This window comes from Pseudomonas paralactis (genome assembly GCF_001439735.1).
Classification (GTDB): Bacteria; Pseudomonadota; Gammaproteobacteria; order Pseudomonadales; family Pseudomonadaceae; genus Aquipseudomonas; species Aquipseudomonas paralactis.
This window is the reverse complement of record NZ_JYLN01000008.1, coordinates 93,976-107,525: the sequence shown is the minus strand read 5'-3', so window position 1 is coordinate 107,525 and position 13,550 is coordinate 93,976. Positions and strand designations below refer to the sequence as shown.

General features: G+C 59.4%; 11 protein-coding genes and 3 pseudogenes. 7 read left to right on the top strand and 7 right to left on the bottom strand.

Going from position 1 to position 13,550, the window contains the following annotated elements:
- Nucleotides 1–60 precede the first annotated feature (60 nt).
- The 4 genes from TX23_RS20075 to TX23_RS20060 all read left to right on the top strand — a co-directional run bounded on the left by TX23_RS20075 (nucleotide 61) and on the right by TX23_RS20060 (nucleotide 3,909).
- Nucleotides 61–537, top strand: a complete 477-nt coding sequence (locus TX23_RS20075) for a PaaI family thioesterase (protein WP_057703713.1) — start codon at nucleotides 61–63, stop codon at nucleotides 535–537.
- Complete coding sequence (locus TX23_RS20070) at nucleotides 534–986, top strand: PaaI family thioesterase (protein ID WP_057703712.1); 453 nt, start codon at nucleotides 534–536, stop codon at nucleotides 984–986. The genes TX23_RS20075 and TX23_RS20070 overlap by 4 nt, the downstream gene beginning before the upstream one ends.
- 89 nt (nucleotides 987–1,075) lie before the next feature.
- The gene (gene htpG / locus TX23_RS20065) at nucleotides 1,076–2,980 is read left to right on the top strand and encodes a molecular chaperone HtpG (protein WP_057703846.1); all 1,905 of its coding nucleotides are present in this window, start codon (nucleotides 1,076–1,078) and stop codon (nucleotides 2,978–2,980) included.
- 200 nt (nucleotides 2,981–3,180) lie between these two features.
- Nucleotides 3,181–3,909: a dienelactone hydrolase family protein gene (locus TX23_RS20060; protein ID WP_057703711.1), complete on the top strand. Its 729-nt coding sequence runs from the start codon at nucleotides 3,181–3,183 to the stop codon at nucleotides 3,907–3,909.
- Nucleotides 3,910–3,975: 66 nt separating this feature from the next.
- Here the strand turns inward: TX23_RS20060 and TX23_RS20055 are convergent, their stop codons facing one another.
- On the bottom strand, nucleotides 3,976–4,842 hold the full coding sequence (locus TX23_RS20055; protein ID WP_057703710.1) for a pirin family protein: 867 nt from the start codon (nucleotides 4,840–4,842) through the stop codon (nucleotides 3,976–3,978).
- A 62-nt stretch (nucleotides 4,843–4,904) separates the two neighbouring features.
- Complete coding sequence (locus tag TX23_RS20050; protein ID WP_057703709.1) at nucleotides 4,905–5,321, bottom strand: OsmC family protein; 417 nt, start codon at nucleotides 5,319–5,321, stop codon at nucleotides 4,905–4,907.
- 139 nt (nucleotides 5,322–5,460) lie between these two features.
- Between TX23_RS20050 and TX23_RS20045 the strand changes: the two genes are divergently transcribed.
- The 3 genes and pseudogenes from TX23_RS20045 (at nucleotide 5,461) to TX23_RS28820 (ending at nucleotide 8,205) form a co-directional block, all read left to right on the top strand.
- Complete coding sequence (locus TX23_RS20045) at nucleotides 5,461–6,483, top strand: amidohydrolase family protein (RefSeq protein ID WP_057703708.1); 1,023 nt, start codon at nucleotides 5,461–5,463, stop codon at nucleotides 6,481–6,483.
- Nucleotides 6,484–6,579: 96 nt separating this feature from the next.
- Nucleotides 6,580–7,350: pseudogene (locus TX23_RS28825) on the top strand (MCP four helix bundle domain-containing protein); the annotation flags it as partial.
- On the top strand, nucleotides 7,342–8,205 hold the full coding sequence (locus TX23_RS28820; protein WP_407071390.1) for a methyl-accepting chemotaxis protein: 864 nt from the start codon (nucleotides 7,342–7,344) through the stop codon (nucleotides 8,203–8,205). The pseudogene TX23_RS28825 and the gene TX23_RS28820, both read left to right, overlap by 9 nt.
- A 188-nt stretch (nucleotides 8,206–8,393) precedes the next feature.
- On the opposite strand, the pseudogene TX23_RS20035 reads toward TX23_RS28820, so the two are convergent.
- The 5 genes and pseudogenes from TX23_RS20035 to TX23_RS20015 all read right to left on the bottom strand — a co-directional run.
- A pseudogene (locus TX23_RS20035) lies at nucleotides 8,394–8,582 on the bottom strand (beta-ketoacyl-ACP synthase I); the annotation flags it as partial.
- 144 nt (nucleotides 8,583–8,726) lie between these two features.
- On the bottom strand, nucleotides 8,727–9,947 hold the full coding sequence (gene fabB / locus TX23_RS20030; RefSeq protein ID WP_012723103.1) for a beta-ketoacyl-ACP synthase I: 1,221 nt from the start codon (nucleotides 9,945–9,947) through the stop codon (nucleotides 8,727–8,729).
- 11 nt (nucleotides 9,948–9,958) lie between these two features.
- Nucleotides 9,959–10,474: a 3-hydroxyacyl-[acyl-carrier-protein] dehydratase FabA gene (fabA, locus tag TX23_RS20025; protein WP_003210552.1), complete on the bottom strand. Its 516-nt coding sequence runs from the start codon at nucleotides 10,472–10,474 to the stop codon at nucleotides 9,959–9,961.
- A gap of 249 nt (nucleotides 10,475–10,723) precedes the next feature.
- Nucleotides 10,724–12,624: pseudogene (locus TX23_RS20020) on the bottom strand (ATP-binding protein).
- Nucleotides 12,621–13,550: an ABC transporter substrate-binding protein gene (locus TX23_RS20015; protein WP_057703705.1), complete on the bottom strand. Its 930-nt coding sequence runs from the start codon at nucleotides 13,548–13,550 to the stop codon at nucleotides 12,621–12,623. The pseudogene TX23_RS20020 and the gene TX23_RS20015 overlap by 4 nt, the downstream one beginning before the upstream one ends.

Genomic DNA, 13,550 nt, shown 5'->3' with positions numbered 1-13,550 from the left:
CAGATTTTTTTCCCGGTAGTTCGCATCCATCCGATTCCCACTAATAAGAGTCTAAAAACAATGACCGAAAACCCCTTGTTAGAGCGTGCCGCACGCTTTGTTTCGGCGCTGCGCCATTGCCAGGTGCTGGGTGTGGCCGTCCACGCCGCAAGCGAGGAGGGTATGACCCTGGTGTTGCCGTATGGGCCGCATCTAGTCGGTGATCCTTTGACGGGTGTGATTCACGGTGGCGCCTTGACCTCGTTGATGGACACCGCGTGCGGCATGGCCACCTTATGCGTATTACCCGAATTTGAAGTGTGCCCGACCCTGGACCTGCGCATCGACTACATGCGTGCGGCCGAACCGCACCAGCCGGTGTATGGCTTCGCGCAATGTTACCGGGTGACCACCGACGTGATCTTTACCCGCGGGTTCGCCTATCAGGACGACTCGCAACAACCCATCGCCCATGTGGTGGGCACGTTCATGCGGATGGGCAAACGTCTGAAAGGCACGCAAGGGCTGGGCAGCACGATCAAGGGAGAGCAGGCATGACGCATCGATTCAAGACCCGGCTGGAGCAGGCCCTCGACCGTGGCAACTACGACGCACTGCTGGGCTTGGTGCCCTATGCCAAGTTGATCGGCATCGAATGCACCCGCCTGGGGGATGAGCTGCTGTTTCGGCTGCCGGCCAACAAGGACAATATTGGTAACCCCATATTGCCGGCGCTTCACGGCGGCGTGATCGCAGGCTTCATGGAGCTGTCGGCGGCCCTGCATCTACTGGTTTTTACCGGGGCTCCAGGCCTGCCAAAAATCATCGATTTTTCCCTGGATTACCTGCGCGCCGGCCAGTTTCGCGACACTTACGCCAAATGCCAGGTGTGGCGTCAGGGCCGGCGTGTCGCCAATGTGGCGATTACCGCCTGGCAAACCACCGAGGCCGAGCCGATCGCCACTGCCCGCGCACATTTCAAGATTGAGGAATTGGCCCGCCCTTGAAATCCCGGTCTTAGCCCCCAACTTTGATGACAACCCGCCGCCAACCCTTTCGGGCGCGGCCACTGCCATCCAATTGGAGTTTGATGACCATGAGTGTGGAAACTCAAAAGGAAACCCTGGGCTTCCAGACCGAGGTGAAGCAACTGCTGCACCTCATGATCCATTCGCTGTATTCCAACAAGGAAATTTTCCTTCGCGAATTGATCTCGAACGCCTCTGACGCTGTCGACAAATTACGTTTCGAAGCACTGTCCAAGCCTGAGTTGCTGGAAGGTGGCGCGGAACTGAAAATCCGTGTGAGCTACGACAAGGACGCCAAGACCGTCACGCTCGAAGACAACGGTATCGGCATGAGCCGTGAAGACGCGATTACCCACTTGGGTACCATCGCCAAATCCGGCACCGCAGATTTCATGAAGAACCTGTCGGGCGACCAGAAAAAAGATTCTCATCTGATCGGCCAATTCGGCGTGGGCTTCTATTCGGCCTTCATCGTTGCCGACAAGGTTGAAGTATTCAGCCGCCGTGCCGGCCTCGACGCCAGCGAAGGCGTGCACTGGGCGTCCAAAGGCGAGGGCGAGTTTGAAATCGCCACTATCGACAAGGCAGATCGCGGTACCCGCATCGTGCTGCACCTGAAATCCGGTGAAGACGAATTCGCTGATGGCTGGCGCCTGCGCAACATCATCAAGAAATACTCCGACCACATCGCTTTGCCGATCGAGCTGCCGAAAGAACAGACGGCTGCCGAAGGCGAAGAGAAGCCTGCCGAGGAATGGGAAACCGTCAACCGCGCCAGCGCCCTGTGGACCCGTCCGCGTACCGAGATCAAGGACGAGGAATACCAAGAGTTCTACAAGCACATCGGCCACGACTACGAAAACCCGCTGAGCTGGAGCCACAACAAGGTTGAAGGCAAGCTGGAATACAGCTCGCTGCTCTACGTACCGGCTCGCGCTCCGTTCGACCTGTACCAGCGCGAAGCGCCGAAGGGCTTGAAGCTCTACGTGCAACGCGTATTCGTGATGGACCAGGCGGAATCCTTCCTGCCGCTGTACCTGCGCTTTATCAAGGGCGTGGTCGACTCCAACGATCTGTCGCTGAACGTGTCGCGGGAAATCCTGCAGAAAGACCCGATCATCGACTCGATGAAGTCGGCGCTGACCAAGCGCGTGCTCGACATGCTGGAAAAACTGGCGAAGAACGAGCCTGAGCAATACAAGAGTTTCTGGAAAAACTTCGGTCAGGTGATGAAGGAAGGCCCGGCCGAAGACTTCGCCAACAAGGAAAAAATCGCCGGCTTGCTGCGTTTTGCTTCGACTCAGGGCGAAGACGGCGAGCAGGTTGTGTCCCTGGCTGACTACCTGGCACGCGCCAAGGAAGGTCAGGACAAGGTCTACTACCTGACCGGCGAAACCTACGCACAGGTTAAAAACAGCCCGCACCTGGAAGTCTTCCGCAAGAAAGGCATCGAAGTGCTGCTGCTGACCGACCGTATCGATGAGTGGCTGATGAGCTACCTCACCGAGTTCGACGGCAAGTCCTTCGTTGACGTTGCTCGTGGCGACCTGGACCTGGGTAACCTGGATTCCGAGGAAGACAAGAAAGCTGCTGAAGAAGTCGCCAAGTCCAAAGAGGGCCTGGTTGAGCGGATCAAGGCATCCCTGGGCGAAGCGGTCAGCGAAGTGCGGGTTTCCCACCGCCTGACCGACTCCCCGGCGATCCTGGCCATTGGCGAGCAGGACCTGGGCATGCAGATGCGTCAGATCCTTGAAGCCAGCGGTCAGAAGGTTCCGGACTCCAAGCCGATTTTCGAATTCAACCCGGCTCACCCGCTGATCGAGAAACTCGATGGCGAGCAGAGCGAAGAGCGGTTTGGCGACCTGTCGCACATCCTCTTCGACCAGGCGGCTCTGGCCGCCGGCGACAGCCTCAAAGACCCGGCCGCCTATGTGCGCCGACTGAACAAGCTGTTGGTTGAATTGTCGGTTTAACACCGATGTAGAAAAACCCGCTTCGGCGGGTTTTTTCGTTCTGGCTCTACTGTAGGAGCGAGCTTGCTCGCGAAAAACGTCAACGATAACGCGCAAATGCTGAATGAACGCGGTGATCTCACGTTTTTCGCGAGCAAGAACTAGGCGTCCCCCTCGCTCCTACAGGGAGCATCGTCAATCCATCAGAATTGGAGAAAATGATGAGCCAAGTCACTGTACGTTCCGTGGTCTATCAGATTGATGGCCAGTCTTATGAAAGCCGTCTGGCATTCGATGCCAGCCACAAGGGCCCATTGCCGGGACTGCTGATGGCGCCGAACTGGATGGGCGTGAGTTCGGGGGCCGAAGAGATCGCGAAGGCCGTTGCCGGCAAAGGCTACGTGGTGTTGATTGCCGACCTCTACGGGCAAAACGTACGACCTTCAAATGGCGATGAAGCCGGCGCGGCGATGATGCCATTGAAGAATGATCGCCCGTTGCTGAACAAGCGTATGCAGGCGGCCTTCGAGCAACTGCAAGGCCAGACTGAAGCAGCAGTGGATACCTCGAAACTGGCCACCTTCGGCTTTTGCTTTGGCGGTTGCTGCTCCCTGGAACTGGCCCGTACTGGCGCGCCGGTAAAGGCTGCCGTGTCGTTCCACGGCACCCTGGATACACCGAACCCGGCGGATGCGAAGAACATCAAGGGGTCAGTGCTGGTGCTGCATGGCGCCTCGGACCCGTTGGTGCCCAAAGAGCAACTGCCGGCGTTCGAAGAGGAAATGAACGCGGCGGGTGTGGATTGGCAGTTGCTGAGCTACGGTGGTGCGGTGCATTCCTTCACCGATCCCCATGCCAATGTGCCAGGCAAGATGATGTACGACGCGAAGACTGCTGCGCGGGCTTTTCAGTCGATGCATAACTTGCTGGATGAAGTGTTCAAGGGCTGATGCCTCAGCTCCCACATTTGATAGGTATGCACCTTTAAAATGTGGGAGCCGGCTTGCCTGCGATAGCTATTTCACAGGCAACTCGATTCTTTCTGATTCCCCCGGCACAGTCGGCCAATCCCCAGCCGCCCAACGCTGTCTCGCCTGCTCGATCACCGCCGGATCACTCGCCACAAAATTCCAGTTGATCCGCCGTGGCCCATCCAGCGGCGCCCCGCCAAATACCATCAGGTGGCAATCACTCTCGGCATACAGGGTCATCTCCTGCCCAGTCGGCAATACTACCAAGCTGTTGACCTCCAGGCCTTCGCCGTCCAACTGCACCTCACCCTCCAGCACATACACCGCACGTTCCTCATGTTCATCAGGAATCAACAGGGTGGTGGCGGTTTGCATCTGTACCTCGGCATACAGCGTCGGCGACAGTACCGGCACCGGTGACCTGAGGCAAAAACCATCACCGGCGATCAAACGCACCTGCACGCCGAGGTTATCGCTTATCGGCAAGCTCGCCGCTGGGTGATGGCTGTAGTGTCCCGGCCCGGTCTCGTGGTCCTTGGGCGAGGCCAGCCATACCTGCAGGCCATGCAGGTTGAAGCCACTGGCCTTGACCGCTTCAGGTGTGCGCTCGACGTGTGCAATCGCGGTGCCGGCGGTCATCCAGCTGACATCGCCGGCTTGCACCACCTGGTCCGAGCCAAGGCTGTCCTTATGCTGCAAGACGCCTTCAAACAGGTAAGTAAGGGTGGACAGGCCGATGTGGGGATGCTGGCGGATATTCATGCCGTTACCCGGTGCGTAGCGGGTCGGCAGCATATGGTCGAAAAACACAAAGGGCCCGACGCTGCGGCATTCACGCGAGGGCAGGGGCCGCAGGATAGGCTGACCTTCTACATCTTCGGGGCGAGGGCGAATCACGGTGAGAGTGGTCATGGGCATCCCAGTCTGAGCGGGTTAGATGCTTTGAGCATAACCCGCTCGATGGGAAGGTGGGGCTATTGGCTGAAGGCACCTTCCGATAATTTCGTCTCGATAGTGACTTCGGCAGTGGTCATCAGCTTATGTACCGGGCATTTATCGGCGACGCGGTGCAGTTCATCGCGCTGGGCGTCGGTGAGTACGCCCTTGAGGGTGAGCTTGACGTTGAGCTTGTATTTACCCTTCTGCTCTTCGGCGCTGTCGTGAGTGACCTCCACGGTCACGCCGGTCAACGGGATATCTTTTTTCTGCGCGTAGAGTCTCACGGTCAAAGCTTTGCACGACGCCAGCGCAGCATCGAAATAATCGTGGGGGGAGGGCGCCGAATCGTCACCGCCCAGGCTCTTGGGCAGGTCGGTAAACAGCTCGTGATTATTGATATTCACGCTGTGACGAAAGTTTTCAGCGTTCAGCGTATTGACGGTAACAGGCATGGCAAACCTCGTAAGGGCGCAGGATGAAGGTCATGCAGTTATAGAGCATGCTGGCACTCCAGTGTTCCGGTTTTTTCCATGCTGAACCCTGAAGGCTGGCGCAAGGTCTACCCGTATCAACCCTTATTGAGGTTTTACCGTGTCTGGAACCCGCCTGAGTCTTGCCTTGTTGCTCGCCATCAGCAGCCTTGCCGCGCAGGCCCGTGACTATGCCTACAGCGACGCGCACCTGCATTACGTGGACTTCTTTCAGGAGAGCGCCGGCATGGACAAGCTGCTCAAGGCCATGGCGGACAACCGCATTGAGCACGTCATGATTTCCGGGATTCCCGTGGCCAAGAAATGGCACGAAGACGAGCCCAAGCGCCCGCGCTATTACGCCGGTGACGACGCCGATGCTTATTGGTACAGCGCCACGGATGTGATCGTCGCGGCGGCAGTGAATAAACTTTCTCCTGCGCAACGCCAGCACTTTCACCCGTTCCTCGCCGGTTTCAATCCCAACGACAAGAACTCCGCCGCCCACATCCAGCGTATGCTCGACCTCAACCCAGGGCTGTGGCAGGGCATCGGTGAAGTGTTTACCCGCCATGATGACCTCACCGCGCTGACTTCCGGCGACACGCCGCGTGCCAATAACGAAGCCATGACGCGCATCTACCACCTGGCGGCCGAAAACGACCTGCCGGTGATGCTGCATTCCAACATCACCTCCAAACGTGAGCGCAACCCACTGTATCTGGCGGAAGTCGAGCAGCCGTTACGCAATCACCCGCACACGCGTTTTATCTGGGCCCATGCCGGTACCAGCAAGGAAATTCACCGTCATCAGGTGCAGATGGACTTTTTGTTGCCTACCCTGACGCGCCTGCTTGAGGCGTACCCCAACCTGTATATCGACCTGTCCTGGAGCATGCTCACGCCGTATCTGCTGGACGACGCCGGTAAGCCACGGCCGCAATGGGTTGCGCTGGTGGAGCGCTTCCCGGATCGCTTCATGCTCGGCTCCGATGTTGTGGGGCGCTTCAATAAGTTGGGCAAAGAGATGCGCCGCTTCGATCCTTTCCTTGATGCGTTGCCCGAAGACGTTGCCCACAAGGTCGCGCGCGACAATTTCCTGGCCATCCTGCCCAAGCCGCCTCGCGATGGCGACGCGCGTTGATATCGCGTTTTGATCTTATGCCAATGACCTGAGGTGCCGATAACGTCCAAGAGACCCGCTGCAGGTGGATGCAGTACTTTTGGAAGGAACCCTGGCATGAATATCCGCAGTTTGAATATCGCCCCTCGCGCCGGCCTGGGCTTTGGTGTGCTGGCGTTGATGGTGTTCGTCTTGGGCGGCTTTGCCCTGTTGCAGATGGCTAATATGCGTCAGCAGTCGGACCAGGTGGAGACCAACTGGCTGCCCAGCGTAATGGCGGTGGGGGAGATGAATCAGGATGTGTTGCGCATTCGGGCGCTGACGTTGCGCTTGCTGGTCAACCGCGACCCCCAGGCGGTGGCGCAGAACGAGCAGAAAATCGCCGAGATCAAAACCGGCTTGCATCACGCTGAAGGCGTGTACGAGGCATTGATCGTCTTGCCTGAGGAGCGCGTGCTGTTTGATCGCTTCAAGCTCGAGGAGCAGCAGTACCTGCAACGCCAGGAGCAGGTGGTGGGCTTATCCAAGGCTAATCGGCTGGAGGACGCCATTGCGGTGGTCAATGGCGAAATGAATCAGATGGCCGACCAGATGGCCGTGACGCTGCGTGAGTTGGTCAATCTGAACAAGTCCAGCGCCAACGAGGCCGCCCGGCTGGCACAACACGTGTTCAGCCAGTCGCGGGTCTGGGTGATGGTCATGATTGGCGTCACGGCGTTGATCACGATCGGCCTGGCCGTGTGGCTGACGCGTAGCATCGTGCTACCGCTGGCGCAATCGTTGAAAGTCGCCCAGGGCGTTGCCAGCGGCGATTTAACTGGCGAGATCAAGCTCAGTGGCAGCGACGAGCCGGCGCGCTTGCAGCAGGCGCTCAAGCGCATGCAGGAGAGCTTGCGCGACACTATCCGGCGCATATCAGAATCGTCGCACCAATTGGCGTCGGCTTCCGAAGAGCTCAGTTGCGTCACCGAGGATGCGACCCGTGGTTTGCACCAGCAGAACCAGGAAATCGAACAGGCGGCCACGGCAGTCAATCAGATGACGGCGGCGGTGGAGGAGGTGGCGAGCAATGCCGTGGCCACGTCCCAGGCGTCTCGCGAATCCGACCGCATTGCCCAGCAAGGGCGTGAACAGGTGCAGCAGACGGTGGTGTCGATTGAAGCCCTCGCGACCGATGTGACCGCCAATGTGACCCAGGTCGAAGCGCTGGCGCAAAAGGTCTATGGCATCAGCACAGTGCTGGATGTGATTCGCTCGATTGCCGAGCAAACCAACTTGCTGGCATTGAACGCGGCGATTGAAGCAGCGCGAGCGGGTGACGCCGGGCGCGGGTTTGCGGTGGTCGCCGATGAAGTGCGTGCCCTGGCCCATCGCACGCAGCAATCGACCCAGGAAATCGAGCAGATGATCAGCGGGATTCAGCAGGGCACCGACCAGGCTGTCAGCTCGATGCAGCAGAGCAATACACGGGCGCGCTCTACACTGGAGATCGCCAAATCGGCGGGCATGGCCCTGGAAGAGATTGCCTCGGCGTTTACCTTGATCAACGAACGCAATCTTGTGATCGCCAGTGCCTCGGAGCAGCAGGCGGCGGTGGCGCGGGAGGTGGATCGTAACTTGATGAATATCCGCGACCTGGCGCATCAGACCTCTACCGGCGCTAATCAGACCAGCGCAGCGAGCCATGAGTTATCGCGGTTGGCGGTGGATCTGAATTCGATGGTGGCGCGGTTTTCGGTGTAGGGCGGGGAACCGGGTTGGCCCAATCGCAGGCAAGCCAGCTCCCACACTGGACCGTATTCCTTCAGGATGAACGCGGTCGAAGGTGGGAGCTGGCTTGCCTGCGATGAAGGCGACGCGGTCTCAAATCAAATCGCCACAAAAAAGCCCCGAACCAGTCGGGGCTTTTTCATGTGATCAACCTGCGGGGCTTACTTGCCCTGCCAGCGTTTCAGTACCAGGGTGGCATTGGTGCCGCCGAAGCCGAAGCTGTTGCTCATCACGGTGTCGATCTTGGCGTTTTCAACGGTCTTGGTCAGGATCGGCATATCGACCACAACCGGATCAATTTCGTCGATGTTGGCCGAGCCGTCCATCATCAGCAGGCAGTAGATCGCTCCCACACTGGACCGTATTCCTTCAGGATGAACGCGGTCGAAGGTGGGAGCTGGCTTGCCTGCGATGAAGGCGACGCGGTTTCAAATCAAACGCAAAAAAAAGCCCCGAACCAGTCGGGGCTTTTTCATGTGATCAACCTGCGGGGCTTACTTGCCCTGCCAGCGTTTCAGTACCAGGGTGGCATTGGTGCCACCGAAGCCGAAGCTGTTGCTCATCACGGTGTCGATCTTGGCGTTTTCAACGGTCTTGGTCAGGATCGGCATATCGGCCACAACCGGATCAATTTCGTCGATGTTGGCCGAGCCGGCCATGAAGTTGCCTTCCATCATCAGCAGGCAGTAGATCGCTTCGTGAACGCCGGCGGCGCCCAGGGAGTGACCCGACAGGCTCTTGGTCGAGCTGATGGCCGGCGCCTTGTCGCCGAATACCGCACGCACGCCTTCCATTTCCTTGGCGTCGCCGACCGGAGTCGAGGTGCCGTGGGTGTTCAGGTAGTCGATTGGGGTATCAACGGTGGACATGGCCATCTGCATGCAGCGGATCGCGCCTTCGCCGCTTGGGGCCACCATGTCGTAGCCGTCGGACGTCGCGCCGTAGCCGACGATTTCTGCGTAGATCTTGGCGCCACGGGCCAGAGCGTGTTCCAGCTCTTCAACCACGACCATGCCGCCACCGCCGGCGATGACGAAACCGTCACGCTTGGCGTCGTAGGCACGGGAGGCTTTTTCCGGGGTTTCGTTGTACTGAGTAGACAGTGCGCCCATGGCGTCGAACAGGAACGACTGGCTCCAATGCTCTTCTTCACCGCCGCCGGCGAAGACGATGTCCTGCTTGCCCAGCTGGATCTGCTCAACGGCAGTCCCGATGCAGTGGGCGCTGGTGGCGCACGCGGAAGAGATCGAGTAGTTCACGCCCTTGATGGCGAACGGCGTCGCCAGGCAGGCGGAAACGGTGCTGCCCATGGTCCGTGTTACACGGTACGGGCCAACGCGCTTCACGCCTTTTTCGCGCAGGATATCCAGCGCTTCCATCTGGTTGAGGGTCGATGCGCCGCCGGAGCCGGCAATCAGGCCGGTGCGTACGTTCGAAACCTGGTCTTCGCTCAGGCCCGAATCGGCGATCGCGTCTTTCATGGCCAGGTAGGCGTAGGCGGCAGCGTGGCCGACGAAGCGATAGATCTTGCGATCGATCAGTTCTTCGAGGGGCAGGTCGATGGAGCCGGAAACCTGGCTACGCAGACCCATTTCGGCATATTCCGGGTTGAAGCGGATGCCAGGGCGACTTGCACGCAGGTTAGCGGTGACGGTCTCTTTGTCATTGCCCAGGCAAGAAACGATGCCCAGACCAGTGATAACGACGCGGCGCATGCGGATAACCCTTAAAAGTTGTCAGTGGAAGTGAATACGCCGACCCGGAGGCCTTCGGCAGTATAGATCTCGCGACCGTCGACAGTTACCGAACCGTCGGCAATGGCCAGGTTCAGCTTGCCCTTGAGGACGCGCTTGATTTGAATGTTGTAGGTGACTTTCTTGGCGGTCGGCAGGACCTGGCCAAAGAACTTCACTTCGCCCGAACCCAGGGCGCGACCGCGGCCCGGCAGGCCTTGCCAGCCCAGGTAGAAGCCGACCAGTTGCCACATGGCGTCGAGGCCCAGGCAGCCTGGCATCACAGGATCGCCTTCGAAGTGGCAGGCGAAGAACCACAGGTCCGGGGTGATATCCAGCTCGGCGACCAATTCACCTTTGCCGTACTTGCCACCTTCTTCGCTGATATGGGTGATGCGATCCACCATCAGCATGTTCGGGGCGGGCAGTTGCGCGTTACCTGGGCCGAACAGCTCACCGCGACTGCAGCGCAGCAGGTCTTCCCGAGTAAAGGCGTTTTGTTTGGTCATGCGAGCTCCTCAATAATCCCATGCGGCTGGGTTGGGCAAATCTTCCCGAACCGAATGAAGCGTTCATGCCTCATAGCGGCAGCCTACACATAGACTATTGCGTTGTAGTGAAAGTCACAGCGGCAAGGCACTGAATGTACACTTGTTCACTGAAAATTTAAACCGGACCTGTTTATCGGCCCGTTCGGGTGCCTAAGACTGCCGCACTTTCGTCTTTCACGCCAGTCGCAGTTGGCTGATGGCGCGGCGCTATTGCACCCAGCGTTGCAGGATTTGCTGCAAATCCGTGCGTTTGAACGGCTTGGCCAGGTAATCGTTCATTCCGGCTGCCAGGCAGGCTTCGCGGTCGCCCTGCAAGGCATTGGCCGTCAGGGCGATGATCGGCAGATCGGCGCAGCCAGGCAGTTGGCGAATCTGGCGAGTGGCTTCGTAGCCGTCGATCAATGGCAGCCGGCAATCCATCAGGATAGCGGTAAAAATCAGGCTTTCGGCGCTGCGGATCGCCTCGGCGCCGTCGGTGGCCAGGCTGACTTCAAAGCCCAGGCTGCGCAGCATTGCTTCGACCACGGTGCGGTTGACCGGGTTGTCTTCGACCAGCAACACGTGGCGTCCATCGCCGGCACTGGCCTTGCCGAGGGCGTCGGGCGCAATGGCTTGTACTTGCTGCTGATCGATGGCCAGCGGAATTTCCAGGGTAAACACCGAGCCCCGGCCTTCTTCGCTTTGGGCCCGCAAGGTACCCCCCATGCGTTCGGCCAGCGTGCGGGCGATGGGCAGGCCCAGGCCAGTACCGCCGTAGCGCCTGGAAATGGAGCTGTCGGCCTGCTGAAACGCATCGAACATCATCTCCAGGCGCTCGGCGCAAATACCGATACCGCTGTCGCGCACGGTGCAGGTGAACCACACCAGTTCATGGTCCAGGGTTTGCCAATGGGGCTCGACGGTCACGCTGCCGCGTTCGGTAAATTTCAACGCATTGCCGATCAGGTTGACCAGGATCTGCCGGATCCGCGTCGGATCGCCTCGCACCCGCAGGGCCTCCATACCTGCCGGAATCGGCAGTTCCAGGCTCAGCCCGCGTTGCTGGGCACTGTGCTGGAAGGCTTGGGCGCAACTGTTGATCAGGTCCGCCAGATTGAACGCAATATGTTCAAGTTCCAGGGCGGCGCGCTCAATGCGTGAGAAGTCGAGAATATCGTTGATCACCTTGAGCAGGTGCTCGGTGGACTCGGAAGCCAGCGCCGCGTACTCGGTCTGTTCGGCAGTCATGTCGGTGGTTTCCAGCAGTTGCAGCATACCCAGCCACCATTCATGGGCGTGCGCAGTTCATGGCTCATCATCGCCAGGAAATCCGACTTGGCGTTGTTTGCGCGCTCGGCTTCTTCGCGGGTCTGGATCAACTGGGCCATGGCCTGTTGCTGCTCGCGACTGGCCTGGTTCAGGCCCTCGGCCAGGTTGTTGATATGCCGCGAGAGGTCTCCCAACTCCGAGTCATCGACAATCGGCAGCGGGGTTTTGTAATCGCCTTGCTGGATAGCCTTGACCGCATGGCCCATGGCACTGATCGGCTGCGACAGGCTTGCCGCCAGGCGGCGTGCCAGCAGGAAGGTAAACAGCAAGGCGAACAGTGCCAGGATCCCGGCCTTGAACAGGATTTCTTGCTGGCGCTGGCTGAACGCGTCGTTGGACATGCCGACAATCACCCGCCCCAGGTAGTCGGCTCGGGGAGCCTTGGGTTCGTTGAGGTTGTCCTGGAAAAAGTCATTGTTGAGCTGGATGTGTTGCAGGCGAATTGGCGCCTGAAACACCTTCACAGACAGCGAACGGTCGTGTCTTTCCGACGGCTGCTCGACATACACCAGGATGTTCTCGGCGCTGTTCTGAATCTCCAGGAAGCGCACGTGGGGCGTGGCCAAGGTCGCACGCAGCAGCGCTTCAAGCACATCGTTGTTGCCGGAAATCACGCCGTATTCAGTAGCGGGCGCCAGTTGGTTGGCGATCAATTGGCCGGTGTGGTCCAGTTCCTGGCGCAAGTCCTGGATCCGCACGAAAGTAAAGAAGCTGATCAACAGCAGGGTCAACAATAACGCAGGGCCCAAAGTAATGAGCTGGGTGCGAGTGTTGATATCCCAACGGCGACGCAAGGTCATGGGCGTTTCTCTCCTTGGGCCAAGCGGGCGGCGACGGCGCTTTCATCAACCTGTTCGATGCCCAGTGAGCGCGCGACTTGCGGGTTGCCCACGACTTTGAAGTGTTGCGGGTACAACGTATGCGGCCAATTGGCAGGCGGGTGATCCAGCAGGCGGTCGAGCACGGCGAGCCAATCGGGCTGATCGCTGTAGGTGCTGGCCAGGCTGCCGGCCCGGACAAACCCGGCATTGGGCCCGATCAGTGGCAGCTGTTGGGCGTAGCTGCTCAGCAACAGGTTTTTTACCGTTTTGGGGTTGTACAGTTGCGGATCGTCAAGGCCGAGCAGCACGTCGCTGTTCTTGAACAGGGTTTGCAGCGGGCGGCTGTCACTGGTGTTGTCCCAGAGCTGAGGCACGATTTCCAGGCCCAGGGGGGTGGCTAGCTCAATCAGCTCGTGCAGCAGGAATTCACTGTCGGCACCGTAAAGCACACCAATACGTCGTGCCTGCGGGAGGATGTTGGCGACCAGGCGCAGTTGACGCTCCAGCGGCGGATCGCTCCACAACAGGCTGATTTTGGACGGGTGCGTATTGCCCAGGCGTTGCTGCGCCTGCAGGCGGCTGATGCGCAGCACCAGGGTCGGCGGGCCCTGGGTGTCCAGCAGGCGCCAATCGAGGCTGGGCAGATCCAAGAGAATCAAGCGAGTGCCGGCGGGCAATTGGCTCGGTGCCGGCAAGTCCTTGAGTGGGGTGAAGCTGACCTGGTCGTCGGGGCGCTGCTGGGCAAGGGCCTGGGTGAAGGCTTGCACCCCGGCGCCGTCTTCGGCAGCTGTCAGCAGAATATCGGCACTCCACGCCGGCACCGCCAGCAGCAGGCACGCGAGCAGCACGCCACGGCGCCACAATCGTGAAGGCAGCAAGAGGGTCATCCGTGACTGATCGGCCAT

Bases quoted from the DNA above. Each gene is read 5' to 3' on its own strand.
- TX23_RS20055 (WP_057703710.1), bottom strand. From the start codon at position 4,842: ATGACCACTCTCACCGTGATTCGCCCTCGCCCCGAAGATGTAGAAGGT.
- TX23_RS28820 (WP_407071390.1), top strand. From the start codon at position 7,342: ATGCAGGAGAGCTTGCGCGACACTATCCGGCGCATATCAGAATCGTCG.
- TX23_RS20060 (WP_057703711.1), top strand. From the start codon at position 3,181: ATGAGCCAAGTCACTGTACGTTCCGTGGTCTATCAGATTGATGGCCAG.
- TX23_RS20050 (WP_057703709.1), bottom strand. From the start codon at position 5,321: ATGCCTGTTACCGTCAATACGCTGAACGCTGAAAACTTTCGTCACAGC.
- fabA (WP_003210552.1), bottom strand. From the start codon at position 10,474: ATGACCAAACAAAACGCCTTTACTCGGGAAGACCTGCTGCGCTGCAGT.
- fabB (WP_012723103.1), bottom strand. From the start codon at position 9,947: ATGCGCCGCGTCGTTATCACTGGTCTGGGCATCGTTTCTTGCCTGGGC.
- htpG (WP_057703846.1), top strand. From the start codon at position 1,076: ATGAGTGTGGAAACTCAAAAGGAAACCCTGGGCTTCCAGACCGAGGTG.
- TX23_RS20075 (WP_057703713.1), top strand. From the start codon at position 61: ATGACCGAAAACCCCTTGTTAGAGCGTGCCGCACGCTTTGTTTCGGCG.
- TX23_RS20015 (WP_057703705.1), bottom strand. From the start codon at position 13,550: ATGGCCGATCAGTCACGGATGACCCTCTTGCTGCCTTCACGATTGTGG.
- TX23_RS20070 (WP_057703712.1), top strand. From the start codon at position 534: ATGACGCATCGATTCAAGACCCGGCTGGAGCAGGCCCTCGACCGTGGC.